The 17089-nt window shown below is 53.3% G+C and carries 17 protein-coding genes; 12 read left to right on the plus strand and 5 right to left on the minus strand.

All coding sequences use genetic code 11. The annotated features are described in order from the left end of the window. Positions 1-56: 56 nt before the first annotated feature. Positions 57-1502 (plus strand): cysteine--tRNA ligase, encoded by a 1446-nt coding sequence (cysS, locus tag ACZ5PT_RS05900; protein WP_464265880.1) that lies wholly within the window; start codon positions 57-59, stop codon positions 1500-1502. A 640-nt stretch (positions 1503-2142) separates the two neighbouring features. Here cysS and ACZ5PT_RS05905 read toward each other — a convergent pair. Beyond that, positions 2143-3132 carry a serine/threonine protein kinase gene (locus tag ACZ5PT_RS05905; RefSeq protein WP_464265881.1) on the minus strand — a complete coding sequence of 330 codons (990 nt, stop codon included), beginning with the start codon at positions 3130-3132 and terminating at the stop codon, positions 2143-2145. A 158-nt stretch (positions 3133-3290) separates the two neighbouring features. On the opposite strand from ACZ5PT_RS05905, the gene ACZ5PT_RS05910 reads away from it, so the two are divergent. Continuing rightward, complete coding sequence (locus ACZ5PT_RS05910; RefSeq protein WP_464265882.1) at positions 3291-3635, plus strand: MGMT family protein; 345 nt, start codon at positions 3291-3293, stop codon at positions 3633-3635. On the opposite strand, the gene ACZ5PT_RS05915 is transcribed toward ACZ5PT_RS05910, so the two are convergent. Next, entirely contained in the window at positions 3632-4249 is a 618-nt protein-coding gene (locus tag ACZ5PT_RS05915; RefSeq protein ID WP_464265883.1) for a LysE/ArgO family amino acid transporter, read from the minus strand. The two genes, ACZ5PT_RS05910 and ACZ5PT_RS05915, sit on opposite strands and share 4 nt — an antisense overlap. A 104-nt stretch (positions 4250-4353) precedes the next feature. On the opposite strand from ACZ5PT_RS05915, the gene ACZ5PT_RS05920 reads away from it, so the two are divergent. From ACZ5PT_RS05920 to ACZ5PT_RS05930, 3 genes are all read left to right on the plus strand, one after another. Continuing rightward, entirely contained in the window at positions 4354-5244 is an 891-nt protein-coding gene (locus ACZ5PT_RS05920; protein ID WP_464265884.1) for a LysR family transcriptional regulator ArgP, read from the plus strand. Positions 5245-5322: 78 nt separating this feature from the next. Then, complete coding sequence (locus tag ACZ5PT_RS05925; protein ID WP_464265885.1) at positions 5323-5490, plus strand: hypothetical protein; 168 nt, start codon at positions 5323-5325, stop codon at positions 5488-5490. 293 nt (positions 5491-5783) lie between these two features. After that, positions 5784-7142, plus strand: a complete 1359-nt coding sequence (locus ACZ5PT_RS05930; RefSeq protein ID WP_464265886.1) for a putative glycoside hydrolase — start codon at positions 5784-5786, stop codon at positions 7140-7142. On the opposite strand, the gene ACZ5PT_RS05935 is transcribed toward ACZ5PT_RS05930, so the two are convergent. Further along, on the minus strand, positions 7135-7833 hold the full coding sequence (locus ACZ5PT_RS05935; RefSeq protein WP_464265887.1) for a diacylglycerol kinase: 699 nt from the start codon (positions 7831-7833) through the stop codon (positions 7135-7137). The two genes, ACZ5PT_RS05930 and ACZ5PT_RS05935, sit on opposite strands and share 8 nt — an antisense overlap. 158 nt (positions 7834-7991) lie before the next feature. Here ACZ5PT_RS05935 and rpsA point away from each other — a divergent pair, with 158 nt between their 5' ends. The 5 genes from rpsA (at position 7992) to ACZ5PT_RS05960 (ending at position 12220) form a co-directional block, all read left to right on the plus strand. After that, complete coding sequence (rpsA, locus tag ACZ5PT_RS05940; RefSeq protein ID WP_464265888.1) at positions 7992-9206, plus strand: 30S ribosomal protein S1; 1215 nt, start codon at positions 7992-7994, stop codon at positions 9204-9206. Next, positions 9203-10597, plus strand: a complete 1395-nt coding sequence (locus ACZ5PT_RS05945) for an MFS transporter (protein WP_464265889.1) — start codon at positions 9203-9205, stop codon at positions 10595-10597. The genes rpsA and ACZ5PT_RS05945 overlap by 4 nt, the downstream gene beginning before the upstream one ends. Then, positions 10594-11067, plus strand: coding sequence for an EVE domain-containing protein (locus tag ACZ5PT_RS05950; RefSeq protein WP_464265890.1), 474 nt, complete (start codon positions 10594-10596; stop codon positions 11065-11067). The genes ACZ5PT_RS05945 and ACZ5PT_RS05950 overlap by 4 nt, the downstream gene beginning before the upstream one ends. Continuing rightward, complete coding sequence (locus ACZ5PT_RS05955; RefSeq protein WP_464265891.1) at positions 11061-11663, plus strand: hypothetical protein; 603 nt, start codon at positions 11061-11063, stop codon at positions 11661-11663. The genes ACZ5PT_RS05950 and ACZ5PT_RS05955 overlap by 7 nt, the downstream gene beginning before the upstream one ends. Before the next feature lie 224 nt (positions 11664-11887). Next, entirely contained in the window at positions 11888-12220 is a 333-nt protein-coding gene (locus ACZ5PT_RS05960) for a hypothetical protein (protein WP_464265892.1), read from the plus strand. A gap of 128 nt (positions 12221-12348) precedes the next feature. Here ACZ5PT_RS05960 and ACZ5PT_RS05965 read toward each other — a convergent pair whose 3' ends face one another. Together ACZ5PT_RS05965 and ACZ5PT_RS05970 are read right to left on the minus strand one after the other, a co-directional pair. Next, on the minus strand, positions 12349-12699 hold the full coding sequence (locus tag ACZ5PT_RS05965; protein ID WP_464265893.1) for a DsrE family protein: 351 nt from the start codon (positions 12697-12699) through the stop codon (positions 12349-12351). Between the two features lie 32 nt (positions 12700-12731). Further along, entirely contained in the window at positions 12732-13343 is a 612-nt protein-coding gene (locus tag ACZ5PT_RS05970) for a glutaredoxin family protein (RefSeq protein WP_464265894.1), read from the minus strand. A gap of 264 nt (positions 13344-13607) precedes the next feature. On the opposite strand from ACZ5PT_RS05970, the gene ACZ5PT_RS05975 reads away from it, so the two are divergent. Together ACZ5PT_RS05975 and ACZ5PT_RS05980 are read left to right on the plus strand one after the other, a co-directional pair. Next, positions 13608-15680 (plus strand): serine protein kinase PrkA, encoded by a 2073-nt coding sequence (locus ACZ5PT_RS05975; protein WP_464265895.1) that lies wholly within the window; start codon positions 13608-13610, stop codon positions 15678-15680. Between the two features lie 8 nt (positions 15681-15688). Beyond that, positions 15689-17074 carry a DUF444 family protein gene (locus ACZ5PT_RS05980; RefSeq protein ID WP_464265896.1) on the plus strand — a complete coding sequence of 462 codons (1386 nt, stop codon included), beginning with the start codon at positions 15689-15691 and terminating at the stop codon, positions 17072-17074. Positions 17075-17089 lie beyond the last annotated feature (15 nt).

Below are 17089 nucleotides of genomic sequence, written 5' to 3' on the forward strand. Positions count from 1 at the left end.
GGCGACTCATGAATCGCCCCTACACAATATTCAACATCCGTTACGGAGAAAATAATATGAGTTTGCGCGTTTACAACACCCTCAGTGGCAAAAAAGAAGACTTTCAGCCGCTGGTTCCTGGCAAGGTCGGCATGTACGTTTGCGGCGTCACCGTTTACGATTACTGCCACATCGGCCACGCCCGCGCCAATATCGTTTTCGATATCATCTTCCGCTATCTGCAGTTCGCCGGGTTTGAGACCACCTACGTGCGCAACTATACCGATGTCGATGACAAGATCATCAAGCGCGCCAACGAGCGGGGCATCGATAGCAAAGAGCTGGCCGAGGAATTCATCACCGCTTTTGATGAGGATATGGCTGCGCTGGGGCTGGCCATCCCGACCCATCAGCCCCGCGCCACCGAATACATCGACAAAATCATCGAAATCTGCCAGACCCTGATTGATAAAGGGATGGCTTATGCCTCAGGCGGCGATGTTTATTATCGGGTTGATAAGTTTGACAGCTACCTGAAACTCTCCAAGCGCAACATGGATGAAATGCAGGCGGGAGCGCGGATTGCCCCGGGGGAGCTAAAAGAAAATCCGATGGATTTTGCCCTTTGGAAAGCCGCCAAACCAGCTGAACCAAGTTGGGAATCGCCGTGGGGGGCCGGTCGTCCCGGTTGGCACATCGAGTGTTCGGCAATGAGTTCTTCGCTGCTCGGTGACAGCTTTGATATTCACGGCGGTGGTCGCGACCTGATCTTCCCGCATCACGAAAACGAGATTGCCCAGTCTGAGGCCGCCACCGGCAAGCCGTTTGCCAAGTATTGGGTGCACAACGGTTTTGTCAATGTCAATCAGGAGAAGATGAGCAAGTCGCTCGGCAACTTCTTTACCATCCGCGACATTCTGCAAACCTACGACCCGGAAGTGGTGCGTTTCTTTATTCTGACGTCCCACTATCGTTCGCCGATCGATTTTTCCGATCAGAACCTGATTGAATCGCAAGCAGGGTTACGTCGTTTCTACGAAGCGCTGCTGACCGCCGATCAGGCGATTGATGGTGTCCCCGAAGCGGAGGTTGAAAGTAGTGCCGGCGCCGAACTGGAAGCCAAGTTCCGTGAAGCGATGGACGATGACTTTAACAGTGCCTTGGCGATTGCCCACCTGTTCGAAGGGGTGCGCAACATGAACCGCTTGGTGGCAACCAAGAAATTCCGCAAAAAGGCCGATCTGGTCTCTCAGGTGCGGGATCTACGGACCACGGTCCTTAAGCTTGGCGAGGTGCTCGGTATCTACAATTCTGCTCCGGCTGCCTGGCTGGAGAAGGTTAAGTTGGCCGGACTGGCCAAGCTCGATATCACTTTAGAGTCGATCGAAGCGCAGATCGAACAGCGCTTGCAGGCGCGGGCGGATAAGGATTTTGCCCGCAGTGATGAGATTCGTGATGCGCTGGAAGCGCAGGGGATTGAGCTGCTTGATAGTCGTGAAGGGACGAGCTGGAATTTGAAATAGTCTGGCTTGTTGGTGGTTTATTTTGTGGAAAGGGCTGCCTGTTTGGGTGGTCCTTTTTGCGTTGAGGTGGGTGGATTGTATCGGTGTTAAGTCAACGTCGTCGGGTCTCGGCCCGACAGCCGACTTCATTTTCTTTGGAAGGCTGCAAAGAAAACGAAGCAAAAGAAAGCAGCCTTTATATTGCTGTCGCGAGGTTTTGGGGCGCTGTTGTGAAGAGCGTGGTTCGGTACTGCAAATAGTTTTTGTCCTTGTAGCAGCTGAGGGCGAAAGGCCCCGACGAGCAAAAAGCCGCTCGAACGGGTTAAACGGTAGAAGCCGTGGGGGCAATGGAAAAGCTGGCTGGGAGGTATCGGTTGTAAAAAGCGAGCCCAAAAGGATTCATCCGCGTAGTACCGGAACAATAGAGACAACCGCCGCTTCCGTTTAACCCGTGTGAGCTTGCGAGCCGGGGCCTTACCGATTTCTGCTGAATCGAAGTCGTAACCGGATTGCTTTGCTGTGCCGGCGAAAAAACCTACCGCAACCATGCAACAGAAATAAAAAAGCCATTTTTTGCTTACTTTTTGTTGGCTTGAACAAAAAGTAAGGCGGCTGGCGGGACGCAACCCGCCGGTATTAAGGTTTTGACCTTTTCAATAAACTACAAACTCAACGGCGGTTCCTGCAACACCGACATCTGCTCGCGCAATTCCAAAATATGCTCCCCCCAGTATTGCAAACTGTTAAACCAGGGAAAGGTACGGGGAAAAGCCGGATCATCCCAGCGCTTGGCCAACCAGGCACTGTAATGGAGCATCCGCAGCGTGCGCAGCGGTTCGATCAGCTGCAGTTCCTGAAAGTTGAAATCGTTAAATTGATGATAGCCTTCGAGGATCTTATCCATCTGCCGCCGTTGCTGATCCTGTTCCCCGGAGAGCAGCATCCACAAATCCTGGATGGCCGGCGCCATCCGAGAATCGTCGAAATCGACAAAATGGGGGGCTTGGTCACGCCACAGCATGTTGCCGCTATGGCAGTCACCGTGGGTGCGGATATTGCGGATCGAACCGAGCTGGGCGAAGCGCTCATCAATATGCTGTAGCAGGTCACGGGTCAGACTCTGATAGGATTCGCGGTATTCGATCGGAATGAACTTCTCGCTGATCAGTGCGACACATTCGTGCCCATAGCTCTGGCTGTCGAGTTTAGGTCGTAGGTTAAAAGGGCGACAGCTGCCGACCAGGTGGATCCGTCCGAGCAGCAGGCCGAGCGTTTTTAACTGTTCCAAATTGTCCAGCTCCGGGGCATGGCCCCCTTTGCGTGGATATAGGCTGAAGCGGAAGCCCTGATAATCATGCAGCACCTTGCCGGCCTGATCAACCAGTGGAGCGACGACCGGCAATTCGTGCCCGGCCAGTTCGGCGGTGAACTGATGCTCTTCAAGAATCTGTTCGTTTGACCAGCGCTGCGGGCGGTAGAATTTAACAATCAGCGGTTCTGCATCCTCGATACCGACCTGGTAGACCCGGTTTTCATAACTATTGAGGGTCAGTATCCGGCAGTCGCAGCGATAGCCGAGCGATTCGATGGCATCCATGATGAAATCGGGAGTCAAAGCGTCAAACGGGTGCTGGTTTGTTTCCTGTTGCATGGTATCCTCGCCGTGGTGATTATTCAGTAAGGAAGTGTACCCTTGGGATCGCGCCAATGTAAAGGATCCGCGGGGTTCTTCTTCACTAAATATTGGCTGGACCTTTCCCCCCTGTGGCGCCAACAGGTTACAGTTGCTTCTGTGTTAAGGAGGAACAAATGTCAGCGCAGCGACCAACCCCACTTTATCAACGCATCTACGCTTTGGTTCGGCAGATTCCAGCCGGTTACGTCTCCACTTACGGGCGGATCGGCGGACTGATTGGCTGTTCGGCGCGTACCGTCGGCTTCGCCATGGCTGCCTTGCCGGCTGGCAACGATGTTCCTTGGCAGCGGGTCATCAATAGCCAGGGCAAGGTCAGCGCGCGCACCGATGGTGAAGGGAATATCCTCCAGCAAGACCTGCTGGTCGCGGAAGGGCTTTGTTTCGATAGCACTGGACGCCTGGATTTGCACCGCTATGTTTGGGATTTTTCAGCTGCGGATGGGGGGCTGCTGGCTTAGAGCAGCGCTTGTAGCTTTGGCCAGAGCAGGGTAGCGGCGATGCCCCACATGGTCAGACAGACGAAGCCATCGAGACAGCGCCAGGCAAGCGGTTTGCGAAACAGCGGGGCGAGCAGACTGGCACCGAAGCTGAGGCTGAAAAACCAGAGAATCGAGGCGCTGACTGCTCCCGCACCGAACAGGTAGCGCTCGGTTTGGGCCAGCTGGCCGCTGATGCTGCCGACCAGGACAATGGTATCGAGATAGACATGTGGATTGAGGAAGGTCAGCGCCAGGGTTGCCCAGAGTAACTTGCGGCGTGAACCGATCCGCTCGGTCGTGGTGGTCAGGCTGCCACCATGCAGCGCAGCGCGGAAGGAGCGTCCACCGTACCAGAGCAGGAACAGCGCACCGAACCAGGTCGCCAGATTTGCTAATTGCGGACTGCTGGCAACCAGGCTGCCGACGCCGCTGATGCCGACAATAATCAGTGCGGCGTCACAGAAACTGCAGACGACAGCGGTCTGCAGTGGAAAGTTGCGCCGGACCCCCTGCGAAAGAACAAAAGCATTTTGTGCGCCGATGGCAATGATCAAGCCGCCGCCAACACCCATCCCCTGAAAAAACGAAAACATTTGGTCCTCCTGATAACAAGCTCTTGGCAGGGAAATTAGGCCGTCTGCTGTTAAAAGTAAAATTAATAGTTTTTAGATGTCATTAGCTCTGCTAATATCAAGGCATGCTTGATTACAAATTGATTGAAGCGTTCGCTAAGGTTGTTGCCGAAGGTGGGTTCGAGCGTGCGGCACGGGTGTTGTTTATTACCCAGTCCGCGGTATCGCAACGGGTTCGACAGCTCGAAGATCAGAGCGGGCAGATTCTGCTTTCGCGGACCACACCGCCGCAGCCAACGCTGGCTGGCCGATCCCTGTTGAAACATTATCAGCAGGTTAAATTGCTCGAAGCTGGATTAGCCGCAGAGTTGACAGCGGAGGCGGAACAGGGCCCGACGACTTTGGCGATCGGCATCAATGCCGACAGTCTCGCCAGTTGGTTTTTGCAATCGATCCGGCCTTTGCTGCAGCAATTCGATGTTCTTATCGACCTGCGGGTCGACGATCAGGAGCAGACCCACGCCTTTTTGCGCGAAGGGGAGGTGGTCGGCTGCATCAGCAATGAGGCAAAAGCGATCCAGGGTTGTCGAGTCGAATTCCTCGGTAAAATGAACTATCGCTTGCTGGCGACGCCCGCCTTTATTGGCCGCTGGTTTCCTGCTGGCTTGTCGTTGGCTGCTGCCGAGCAGGCGCCAGCGGTTATTTTTAATCGTAAAGATCGCCTTCACCACCGTTTTCTTGAGCGTCACCTCGGGGCTTTGCCATCGCGGTTGCCGTGCCATAATATCCCTGCTCCCGAGCAATTTCTGCAGGGGATTGCCGATGGCTACAGTTACGGCATGGTGCCCGACTGGCAGAGCGCAGCACTGCTGAATTGTGGACAATTAGAGGAATTGCTGCCAGGGGCGGCCTTTCCGGTCGACCTCTATTGGCACTGCTGGAATCTGGCGTCGCCACCCTTAGATACCTTTTCCGCGCAACTGGTTAGTGGTGCTCAGCGCTTATTAACCTGTTGAGGTGAGTTGAGACATTGCTGATTCGGGGTAGAATGTGTTTATGGAAGATCTGTCTTGCATCAAAAAAAGGAGCATAAGATGAAGCTTTATCTCAGCAAGGTAGAAGAACGGGTCCTGGCGGATACCCTTGAATCGAGCCTCAATCGGTTGATGAGTGAAATCCCCCACACGGCTGCGCACGATTCATATGAATTACTCAAGCAACGTAAGGAAATTCTTCTTAAATTACGGGGGAAACTGCACTAAGCTCCGTTGAGCGCAAACAATTTAAATTCACACCAAAGACATTTCCCCCCTGGATCTCCTCCCTCTTTAGCCGTGGTTTCCGCTTTTTATACGATTTGTACGTCGATTTTCCTGCCGATGCGGTTAAATTTCTTGAATTTATATATTAAATAGTTCTAAATAATAAATTCTTAGTTGCCGATAAGAAAAAGTGATCTGTGCGCTCATGGTTTGACCTTGGGTGTTGCGTTGTCGTTTTTTGTATTTTTCAGTTTTCAGGAGTGGTCCGTACCAGCAACATAAAGGATTGGACTATGAAAATCGGGCCTTGGTTACTTCTCTGTATCACGCTGTTCCTGCCTTTTAGCGCTGGGGCTGACATGGCACCAGTTTTCGGTTCTGTCAGTGATGCCGTGACCGGTGATCTGATTTCTGGGGTTGAATTACGGACTCTTGACAATCAGGCTTTCAGTGACGACGGTGGCCGTTTTGAGCTGACCACTTCGGCTGAGCGAATGATTGCCCGCTTCCCAGGTTATCGGCCGCTTGAAGTTGCTGTCGAAGCAAACCTGCACATCGCCCTGCAACCCTTTACCCCCAAGGCCCTTTATCTGTCCTTCTGGGGGGCCGACCTGCAATCCAAACGACAGCAGATCCGTAATTTGATCGCAACTGCGCAGCTCAATGCACTGGTTATCGATATCAAATCCTCACGTGGGCACATCGCCTATCGCAGCAAGATTCCTCTTGCCAAAGAAATTGGCGCCCAACGGGTTCGACCGCTGAAGGATCTGCCGGAATTTCTGGCGGAACTAAAAGCGCAAGGCATCTACACCATCGCCCGAATGGTGGTGTTCAAGGACGACCTGCTGGCCAAGCAGCGCCCGGAATTAGCCGTTCGCCGTCAGGACGGTCAGGTTTGGCAGGACCGCGATAAACTCAGTTGGAGCGATCCTTTCAATCAGCGGGTGCGGGACTATAACCTCGCGGTTGCCGAAGAGGCCGCCCAGCTTGGCTTCGACGAAATTCAGTTTGATTACATCCGTTTTCCGTCCAAATCTGACTTGGTTTTTTCGCAGCAAACCAGCGACGATAGTCGGGTGACCGCGATCAATAGTTTTCTCAGTCAAGCCAAGCGGCGACTTTCTGCCTACCCGGTGTTGACCTCCGCGAACATCTTTGGCTACATCTGCTGGAAACATAAGGATGGCAAGATTGGTCAGCGTTTGGTCGATCTGGGAGAGCGGGTTGATTACCTCTCGCCGATGCTCTATCCCTCCGGCTTTCCGCGCGGTATTCCCGGCTATGGCAATCCGATGAGCCACCCCTACGAAGTGATTGCCGTTTCGTTGCAGAAGGCGCAACAACTTAGCGGGCTGGCGCCGGTGCGGTTTCGTCCGTGGTTACAGGCGTTTCGTGACTATGCCTTCGACAAGCGTCAATTTAGAGCGGATGAAGTCCATGCACAGATCAACGCCAGTGATGCCGCTGGCAGTAATGGCTGGATGCTGTGGAACGCTGCCAGCCGCTTCAGCCTGGCTGGTTTGCAGCAAGAAATTCCACTTGGCGAGTTAAAGCTTGTCGATGTTGCCCCCAAGGCAGTCGAGCCAACCATGTTGACGCAGGTTGAGTTTGTCGGTCCATTGCTGCCATCGATCGGCACGGTCAATTAAACAGCAAAAACGCCAGCAGGGTGACAGTGGCACCGAGAGCTGCACCGAGCCAGACCTCTTTTCGGCTGTGGATTTTCATCAACAGGCGACTGCGGCTAACCAGGGTCGCGAGCAGTAGCACCATCACACTGAGCAACAGGCCGCTGCCGGAAAGTAACACCGAAGTGGCGATGGAGAAGGCGATCGCCGCATGGCCACTCGGCATGCCGCCGTGCAACGGTGTGCCACGATTGAAGTGGGCCTTGAGTAACACCACTAGGATCACGACCATTAAAAGTGCGCCGATCTGCACGGTTCCATGCGGCTCACGAACCAGAGTCGGTTCACTGTCGAACAGCGGAAAAATATAGCCGGACAGGACCAAGTATCCTAGAATCGCCGCGCCAATACTGGTGACCAAAACAGCTCCGGCAGCGATATCCTTAGCGCGCTTGGCCAGTTCGTGATACTCGTCGGTGACCAGATCGACCACGGTTTCAATAGCGGTGTTGATCAGTTCGGCGAAGATCACCAGTAGCGCCGCCAAGACCAGCAAAAAAAACTCCAGCGCCGTGACGCGGAAAAACAGCGCCAGCAGCAACACTGCTAAGGCGGTAACAAAATGATAGCGAAGATGGCGTTCGCTTTTGACCGCCCACAAAATCCCCTCAATGGCACAATTCAGGCTTTCCACCCAGTTTTTCGGCTTCATCCCAGACCTTTCAGAATATCCGATAGTTAGACATACCCACGCTCTACAAAGATATCAGCCTCGGACAAAAGCACAATTGCATCTGACCGGTTTACTCCGGCGGCAAAAGCGGCTAATCTCTTATCTTTCGAATGACAATCAACCAAAGGATAATGGTCATGAGTGATGAGCATTTTGATGATGAAGAGATGAATGAAGATGATGGCGATTTTGCCGCGCTGTTCGAGGCGAGTATCGCCGAGGTCGCCCAACCGTTGCAGCGGGGTAAGAAAATCGAGGCGACGATTCTGCAGATCGGCAGCGAATGGAGCTTTCTCGACGTCGGTCAAAAAGGCGAAGGGTTGCTCTTGACCAGCGAGTTGATCAATGCCGACGGCGAATTTCTCTTTGCTGCCGGCGATAAGATCGGTGCCTATTTCCTTTCGCGCGATGGCGGGGAGCTGCGCTTTACCACCAAAATTGGCGGCGGCGGCTCCGGGACTGAGCAATTGGAAGATGCCTATCAGGGGGGCATCCCCGTGGAAGGGCGGATCGAAAAAGAGATCAAGGGTGGGTTTGAGGTCAAACTGCCTGGCAATGTGCGTGCCTTCTGCCCCTTTTCGCAGACCGGATTGCGCCAAGCCGAACCGGCCGAGTTGATCGGTCAGAGCCTCTCGTTCAAGATCAGTCAGTTCTCCGAGAACGGCCGCAACATCGTCGTTTCCCACCGGGCAATTCTGGATGAAGAGCGGGAAGTGCTGCGCGTCAGTCTGCGTGAAACCCTCAAAGAGGGGATGGTGGTAAAAGGAAGCGTCACCAATATCCGCGAGTTTGGTGCCTTTGTTGATATTGGCGGCATCGAAGGCTTGTTGCCGATCTCCGAGATCAGTTACAGCCGGATAGAGGACGTCAATGAGGTCCTCAGTCTCGGCCAGGAACTGGAGGTGGCGGTCAAGAAGATCGATTGGGACAACAACAAGTTCTCCTTCAGTTTGCGCGACACCCTGGCTGATCCCTGGGGCAAGGTTGGGACGATCTACAAGGCTGGCGGCAAGCACAGCGGCAAGGTCAGTCGTCTGGCCCAATTCGGCGCCTTTGTCACCCTTGAAGATGGCATCGACGGGCTGCTGCACATTTCCAAGTTGGGGCAGGGACAGCGCATCCGCCATCCCCAGGACGTGCTTAAAGTTGGGCAGAGTTTGCAGGTGATGATCGAAAAGGTGGAGCCGGACGAGCGGCGCATTTCGCTGGCCTTGGTCGGGCAAGATGATGAGGGCGGTGAAACCAGCTACAGCGATGCTCCCGCTGAGTCTTCTTCCAGCTTCGGCAGCCTCGGCGATCTCCTCAAAGCCGGTCAGCAGAAAAAGGAAGGCAAGAGTAAAAAACGCCGATGAGCCAAGCTTCCTCCCGCTCTGCGACCCTGTTCGCCGTCTGCATGGCACATTTTCTGATGCCATTTATGATGTCGGCGGTCGGGGTCGCGCTGCCCGATATGGGCCGTGAATTCTCCGCCAGCGCCATGCAGTTGGGGCTGGTGGAGACCACTTACGTGCTCTCGGCGTCGATCTTTCTGTTGGCGATGGGGCGGATGGGTGATATCCACGGCCGACGCAAGGTGTTTCAGCTCGGTATTCTCGCCTTTACCCTGACCGGCGGGATTATCTCCCAGGCCTGGTCGATTGAAGCGGTCATCGGGTTGCGCTTTCTGCAGGGCATGGGCGGGGCGATGGTGATGGCAACCACCATGGCAATTGTCGTTTCTGCCTTTCCTCCGGCTGAACGGGGCAAGGCACTGGGAATCGCCATTGCCAGCGTTTATGCCGGGATTTCCTGCGGGCCCTTTTTCGGCGGGATGCTGGTGGCTTCCTTCGGCTGGCGCTCGCTGTTCTATCTGGTGATTCCTCTGGGCATCATCACCTACATCACCGTTCGCCTGAAAATGCGCGAGGAGTGGGCGGAAGCCAAAGGTGAGCCGTTTGACTGGGTCGGGTTGCTGATTTATGGCCCCTCAATTTTGTTGCTGATGATTGGTGTCTCCAATCTGAGCAAGGGGAGCTGGGCATGGGCGCTGTTTATCACTGCCAACCTCGGTTTGGCGCTGTTTGTCTGGTGGGAGTCGCGCAGCCGCTATCCGATTCTGAATATTAGCCTGCTGCGCAATAATCGCGTTTTTGCCCTCAGTAATCTGGCGGCGCTGTTTAATTATGCGGCCACTTTTGGGGTGACCTTTTTCTTGAGCCTTTATCTGCAATACGTCAAAGGGATGGGGCCACAGCAGGCCGGGACGGTGTTAATTACCCAACCGATTGTGCAGACCCTGCTTTCTCCTTTTTGTGGCAAGTTGTCTGATCGGGTGCCGGCGAGTTTTGTCGCTACCAGCGGCATGGCCCTGTGTGCCATTGGTTTGGCGGTCGCGGCCACCCTCTCAAGAGACTCTTCGTTGTTGACCGTGGTTGTGCTGCTGGTGTTTCTTGGCGCTGGCTTTGCGCTGTTTTCTTCGCCCAACGTTAATATCATTATGGGCAGTGTCGAACCGCGCTATCTCGGCATCGCATCGGGATTGAATTCAAGCGTCCGCACCTTGGGGATGATGACCAGCATGATGATCATCACCCTGATCTTTTCCTATTTGATGCACGGCCAACCGGTTACCGCAGAAACTCAACCGGCCTTTTTGGCCAGTATGCGTTGGGCATTGTGGATTTTCTGCGGGCTCTGTGTCGTCGGGATCGGTTGTTCCTTCGGCCGGGTGGAAAAGAAAGCAGGAGAAGAGGACCCTCTATGAATTACTGGCTGATGAAATCGGAACCGAACGCTTTTAGCATTGATGATCTGCAGCAGCTGCCGCTACAGACCGAACATTGGGACGGAGTGCGCAACTATCAGGCGCGGAACATGATGCGCGATGACATGAAGGTTGGTGATCAGGTGTTTTTTTATCACTCCAATTGTGCAACCCCGGGGATTGTCGGTCTGATGGAGGTGGTGCGCGAAAGTTATCCCGATCACACCGCTTTCGATCCGCAAAGCAAATACTTCGATCCGAAAAGTGCACCGGAGCAACCGCGCTGGTTTATGGTCGATATCAAGTACCTTCGTCACACCAAACGGGTCCTTTCGCTGGCCGAGCTGAAGGATCATGAGCTTCTGGAGAATATGCCGCTGGTGCGCAAAGGCAACCGCCTGTCGATTATGCCGCTGGCCGCAGCGGAGTGGAACTATATCTTGCGCTTGGAGGATCAGCAAACATGCTGAAATTCGTCTGGTCTATTTTATTGCTGACGTTGCTGCTGCTCAACGGTTGTTCAACCCGTGGGTTGGATGATCGCTATGCCAGCGTGACCGAACAGCGCTTGGTGACGCAGAGTTTGGACAAGCTGATCAGGGCGTTGCCGGAACAGGATTTTCAACAATTGCAGGCGCAGAAGGTTTATCTGCGGGCCTATTTTATCGAGCAACCGAGCTATCCGGAAGCGCACTTGGTGGAACAGTCCTCGCTGTTGGCTTTTGCCCAGCAGCGGTTCGGTCTGGAGCTACTGGAAAAGTATGCCTGTCGACTGGTGGATAACCCGGAGCAGGCCGACTATCAAATTCACTTTTTTTTCAATGCCATCGGTACCGATCAGGATAAGCTCGGCATCACCACCCCAGAACTGTTTTTGCCCGGCGTGGCGGGGGTGCAGATCGATTTTTTTGCCGTGGAAATGTTTCATGGTGTCAGCGAAGGGTATTATTTTATTGTCGACAGCCAGCAAGCCAAGACCTTCCGTGGTTCCTTACAGCAGGCGCGAGTGCGGACCGATCGGTTGAATCTGCCTTTCTTTTCTATTCCGCTAAACACGCTTGATTGATCCTCTGCTGCCCTGATTTTTTAGGGCATTTCCGCAAAATCCACTCAAAAACAGTCCTCGAGCGACCCCCTTTTTTGATCCTGCAAGTAGCTGTAAATACATAAAATTGACCCGACATCAGGGTGAATTTACCTCGATGTCGAATGAAACAACCGTTTGAATCCCTTAGAGTGAAGTCATCAGCAAGACAAGGATGCGAGACAGTCACTCAAAAGGAGGACAGGATGAAAACGCTATTGGCATTACTGATTTCAGCTCTGTTTTTATTAACAACCCCGCTGTTGGCTGTTGCCCATGGTGGTGATCGGCACGATGGTGGCAATAAACACAATAAGAGTTGGGTTAAAGATCGACATGATTATGGTCATTATCGGCAAAATCAAGATGACCGCTGGGAGCGGCGGGCCAAGAAGAATTTCAAGCGGCACCTGCGTGAGAAGCGCCGCGACCAGCGCCGTGTGGTGTGCTCTCCACCACAGCGCTATAATCGCCCCCATTACGTAAATCCGGAGGTTGTTTTCGGCTTTCCGCGGATCGTTTTTCGGATTGATTTATAGCAAACCACCAGCATTTCCATCATCACAGCGTCGCTGTTGATGGGTCTCCAGTCACGACTGTTACGGTGGATTTTCTGTTTTTTGGGGCTGCCTGAGTGTAAGGTGGCCCCTTTTGCTTTGTTACGAACCTAGAAGGTGATTATCTCATAACCTTGCTCGATGTAGTGTGCCAAGCTGGGATGTCCAAGCATCTCACCTGCCAGTGGCAGACCCTGTGCTTCAACCCCCTCCAATGCTCCCATTTTTGCTGCACAGGCTTTGCAGACCGCATCGATTAAGCCTTTTTTCTGAACCTTTGAATATAGTTTTGCAAATGGATTTTCCGCATTGGTCAACTCATTGACGAGTTTGGTCGCACTGCCTTCAATGACGATCTTAACGGCGTAATTTTTTTCGTCCATATCCAGTGCATTCAGCAGGACGTGCACAAAGCACATCGGCTCACCATTAAATGCGACTAAGGCGACTCGCTTTTTCATAACTCCTCCGCTTGAGTTTTCTGACAGAATGATCAGTTCCGGGAAGGGGACAGCGAACACTGTCCGCGTTCGAGGTTCGGTTCAACGATCTCGTCAATGTGGGTTTGCAGTTGATCGGCGCCGCCGATGTAGCGACCGTCGAGCCAGATTTGTGGCACGGTCATCGGGGTTTTGGGGCCGACGATCGGCTTGACGCGGGCGAGCATTTCGTAAAGGGCACGTGGACTGTCAACGACATCGTGGTAGCTGAAATCGATGTCGGCATGGGTCAGGTAGTCTTTGGCTCGCTGACAGTGCGGACAGCTTTGTTTGCCGAACAGGTGATTGCCGTTGACGGGAGTGTGAACGGCGTGTGCAGCAACTACCGCTTGGGTTAGCAGGCCGCGATTAAGGGCCTGTCCCTGGCTGATCAGCGTATCTTCCACCATGACGATCGGTGCATGCCAGCCGCCTTTTTTGAGCGGCTCCCACCAGAAACTCAGCCAATCCTTGATTTCCAACTCGACCGAAATTCCCTGGAGTTCTTTCTCAAAGGTGTCTTTGAGCACATCGCGGGTGAGAGAACATTCGCCGCAAGGCATTTTGATGCTGAACGGACCCCATGTTCCAGCCCAGCGATAGAGGTGGATTTTTATCGGTGGCATAAAACTGACCTCCTTCGACGGTAGATTAAATCAGTATAGCAACTAAATATGGCGGCCGTTGCGAGGGGGGGGAACTAAGGGGGGAAGGGCGGGCCTTTAGGGGGCGGGACGAATTATCGGTGACGTCGATTCGAGAGCTATAGCGGTAAAAATTACAAAATCTTTATCAAAATACACGGGCGTATACGGAAAAATAAAAAATACCCGTTATAATTTGTAAGCAGCTCGAAAGATTCAGAAAATTACCCACAGGAGGGTTGACACATGGCACAGGCGAAGACCTTAAAAGCAGATTTATCACTCAAAGCACACCTGTTAGCGGTCAAGCAGGGGAAGCGCTGTTTTGAAAACGCCTTTCAGGGCGTGGCACGGATGATTTTGGCGCAACCGATCAGCAAAGTGGTGGTCAACGGGCGATCGACCTACGATTTTGAAATTTTCCGGACTGGCGGCAAACACGCTATCGGCATGTACGACGAAATCAACAGTTTCGTCTCGTTTGTCAAAGATGCCGCCGAAGGAGGCTCCTCCAAGGAGATGGCCTATGTGTTGGTCGGCGAACCGGGCAACGGCAAGACCTTTTTTGTTGAGTACCTCTGTGCCAAGTACCGTGATTTTCTGACGGTCGCGGAAAATCGCAAGTACACCTTCCGTTATGTCGGCATGGACCAGCTTGGCAGCTACGGGAAGATTTCGACCATCGAATCGCAAACCTATGAAGATCCGATGATTCTGGCGATGAATCTGGGTGAAACCCGTTCTCAAAGTATGGAATTACTGGCCAAAAACTACGGTTTTAAGGATGCGCAGGTAGAGGAGTTTTACCAGAACTACCGGCCACTGGGTGCTTGCAGCGCCTATATGCTTGACGAACTGCGTGGTTTTACCGGCGGCAAGTTGGAAGATGTCTTCAAGCACATTGAGATTATTCCGGTTCCATTGACCGAATCGTTGGGGACGGTGACCGGCAAGTACGCGGCCAAGGATAAGATCACCTCAAGTGCTGTCGATCTGCTCGGCGAGGAGTCGATCCAGCGGCTGTTGCATATCTCCGATACCAATAACCCTTATCGTTTTGATCTGCGTCGTGGTGCCCTGGCTCGGGTGGCCGGCGGTGGCATCCACTTTTCCGATGAGATTTACAAGAACAAAAAAGACCTGGTGCAGGTTTATCTGGGGGTAATCCAGAATCGGCTGATCGAGATGGACGGCTACAAGTGGCCGATTGACACCCTGATTATCGCTACCAGTAACAACGCAGAATTCAACCGTTTCCTGGCGGAAAAAGAGGAAGCACCAATTATTGACCGCTGTAGGATCTGCTATTTTTCGCACAACACCAACTACCTGATGCAGAAGGATTTGACCAATTACGCCATCGGCAGTGAAACCAAAACCACGTTGACCGGGCAGGATCTGCATCAGGATCCAAACCTCAATTATGCCGCCAGTGTTGCCGTGGTGCTGAGCCGGCTGCCGCGTAGCGAGAAACTGACACCGATCGAGACGATGAAGTTGGCTGCCGGCGAAGTGGCCGGGGAGAAGAGTATTAAGACCTTGGCAGAGGTGATCGATATCCTCAACCAGGAGCCGGATATCACCAAGCGTTTCGGGCAAAAGGGACTCGGTCATCGTAACCTGGGGCGGGCGCTGCAACTGTTGGTCGAAGGGACAGAAACCAACGAGGGGCAGTGCATGTTCGCCTACGACATCTTCCGGGCGGTGGAACGGATCATCCTTGATTATGTTTCCGATAATAATGATCGCGCCAAGTATCTCGACGATTTGAAAATGGGCAAGGGGCTCTATCGTGAGCGGATCATGACCGAGATGTTTAACGCCTACATGGATGAGCCGCAGGCGATCCGTAAGGACGTGATGAACTACGTCAACATGATCATCGGTATTGATGCCGAAAATCTCGGCCCGGACAAAATGTGGAAATATCGTGATCCGCAGAACGGCGAGTTGAAGGCATTGAAGATCGATCAGCGTCTCATTCAGAGCGTCGAAGAACGTCTGGGGCTGAAAACCGAGGAACAGCGGGAAACCTTCCGCACCACAATCCGTAAGATTTACGGGCAGAAAATCTCCGTCGACGCCGGTTACGATTTTATGGACAACTTGGAGTTGGTTAAGGCTGTTACCGACGTGCGCCTTAAGTCGGACATCGCTGGAGCCGGGTCGTTGGTCGGCGCATTGGCGAACCGCACCAACGAGGAAAATCAGAAACTCTACGACCGGATGATCGACACCATGTTGAATCAACTCGGTTATTGCCGGACCTGCGCGCAGAAAACGATTGAATATTTCTGCACCCAGGAAGATGAAGGCTGATTCTATTTATGAGCCGTAAGGACCGACAAGCATATTATCAGCTGCTCAAACAAGAGGGGCGGCTGGCCGTTGAGGACGAGGCGATCCAGTTGGAACTGGAGGATGAGCGCCTGCACCTGATCGGTGACCCACGAGACGACCGTCATTTACCGCTGCTGGCTGATCTGTATAGCAGTAACGATTTTGCCATGTTGCATGATATGGACCCGAGTGAAGGTCCGCTGGTCAGCAATATTCGCAGCATTGACGATCTGCTTGAGCGTGACAGGATTCGCGAAGCGGATGGTTTCCCGCGCAAAATCAAGGTGGGCAAACTGGTCAAACCGGGGCGTGGCACCGATGAAAAAGTGGTGGTGGTGCCGACGACTGTGGAGGAGAAGTTTATCCACGATACCCGCGTCAACGATCCCGAAGAAGGAGGTGGCGGTGGAGGAGGAGGCCACGGCGAGGGAGAAGAGGGTGAGGTTATCGGCGAACAACCGGTCCGCGAAGGAGGCGACGGTGAAGGCAGCGGTGCCGGTAAAGGCAAGGGTGGTGCCCATGATATGGACGCCAACGCTTATGACCTGGGGCGCATTCTGACCGAAAAGTTTCAGCTGCCAAACTTGAAAGAGAAGGGCAAAAAGCGTTCTCTGACCCGTTATACCTATGATTTGACCGATAAAAATCGTGGTTTCGGCCAGGTGCTGGACAAAAAAGCGACCCTGCGGCAGATCCTGGAAACCAACATTGCCCTGGATAATTTGCCGGATATCGGCGAGATCGATCCGACCAAGTTTCTGATCGCCCCGCGCGACAAAATCTACCGGATACTGTCGCGCGAGAAGGATTATGAATCGCAGGCGCTGGTCTTTTTTATCCGTGATTATTCCGGTTCGATGGCTGGCCAGGCGACCGAACTGGTGGCAACACAACATATCCTTATCTACAGTTGGTTGCTTTACCAATATGGTGGTCAGGTCGAGACCCGTTTTATTTTACATGACACCGAAGCGACTGAGGTTGAAGATTTCTATACCTACTATAACTCGCGGGTCGCAGGTGGTACCCAGGTGTCGGCCGGTTATCGGCTGATCAATAAAATCGTTCAGGAAGAGAGTCTGGCCAGCGATTACAATATCTATATTTTCCACGGGACCGATGGCGACGATTGGGACCGTGAAGGGCGCGAGACAGTCCCGGAGCTCAAGAAGATGCTGACTTACGCCAGCCGTATAGGCATTACCATTGCCGAGCACCGTTACACCAGTCCCGGTGGTACCGAGGTAGAAGTTTATCTCAAGCGCTCCGGGCTGCTTGAGCAAGCCGCCGATCTCTTACGTCTCGATAGCATGAAAGAAGATTCCCCGGAGGATCGGGTGATTGATGGGATTCGTAAGTTGGTTTCCGAATAATTGCGACAGTTGATT

The organism is Desulfuromusa ferrireducens, from assembly GCF_055389805.1.

Bases quoted from the DNA above. Each gene is read 5' to 3' on its own strand.
- cysS (WP_464265880.1), top strand. From the start codon at position 57: ATGAGTTTGCGCGTTTACAACACCCTCAGTGGCAAAAAAGAAGACTTT.
- ACZ5PT_RS05905 (WP_464265881.1), bottom strand. From the start codon at position 3,132: ATGCAACAGGAAACAAACCAGCACCCGTTTGACGCTTTGACTCCCGAT.
- ACZ5PT_RS05910 (WP_464265882.1), top strand. From the start codon at position 3,291: ATGTCAGCGCAGCGACCAACCCCACTTTATCAACGCATCTACGCTTTG.
- ACZ5PT_RS05915 (WP_464265883.1), bottom strand. From the start codon at position 4,249: ATGTTTTCGTTTTTTCAGGGGATGGGTGTTGGCGGCGGCTTGATCATT.
- ACZ5PT_RS05920 (WP_464265884.1), top strand. From the start codon at position 4,354: ATGCTTGATTACAAATTGATTGAAGCGTTCGCTAAGGTTGTTGCCGAA.
- ACZ5PT_RS05925 (WP_464265885.1), top strand. From the start codon at position 5,323: ATGAAGCTTTATCTCAGCAAGGTAGAAGAACGGGTCCTGGCGGATACC.
- ACZ5PT_RS05930 (WP_464265886.1), top strand. From the start codon at position 5,784: ATGAAAATCGGGCCTTGGTTACTTCTCTGTATCACGCTGTTCCTGCCT.
- ACZ5PT_RS05935 (WP_464265887.1), bottom strand. From the start codon at position 7,833: ATGAAGCCGAAAAACTGGGTGGAAAGCCTGAATTGTGCCATTGAGGGG.
- rpsA (WP_464265888.1), top strand. From the start codon at position 7,992: ATGAGTGATGAGCATTTTGATGATGAAGAGATGAATGAAGATGATGGC.
- ACZ5PT_RS05945 (WP_464265889.1), top strand. From the start codon at position 9,203: ATGAGCCAAGCTTCCTCCCGCTCTGCGACCCTGTTCGCCGTCTGCATG.
- ACZ5PT_RS05950 (WP_464265890.1), top strand. From the start codon at position 10,594: ATGAATTACTGGCTGATGAAATCGGAACCGAACGCTTTTAGCATTGAT.
- ACZ5PT_RS05955 (WP_464265891.1), top strand. From the start codon at position 11,061: ATGCTGAAATTCGTCTGGTCTATTTTATTGCTGACGTTGCTGCTGCTC.
- ACZ5PT_RS05960 (WP_464265892.1), top strand. From the start codon at position 11,888: ATGAAAACGCTATTGGCATTACTGATTTCAGCTCTGTTTTTATTAACA.
- ACZ5PT_RS05965 (WP_464265893.1), bottom strand. From the start codon at position 12,699: ATGAAAAAGCGAGTCGCCTTAGTCGCATTTAATGGTGAGCCGATGTGC.
- ACZ5PT_RS05970 (WP_464265894.1), bottom strand. From the start codon at position 13,343: ATGCCACCGATAAAAATCCACCTCTATCGCTGGGCTGGAACATGGGGT.
- ACZ5PT_RS05975 (WP_464265895.1), top strand. From the start codon at position 13,608: ATGGCACAGGCGAAGACCTTAAAAGCAGATTTATCACTCAAAGCACAC.
- ACZ5PT_RS05980 (WP_464265896.1), top strand. From the start codon at position 15,689: ATGAGCCGTAAGGACCGACAAGCATATTATCAGCTGCTCAAACAAGAG.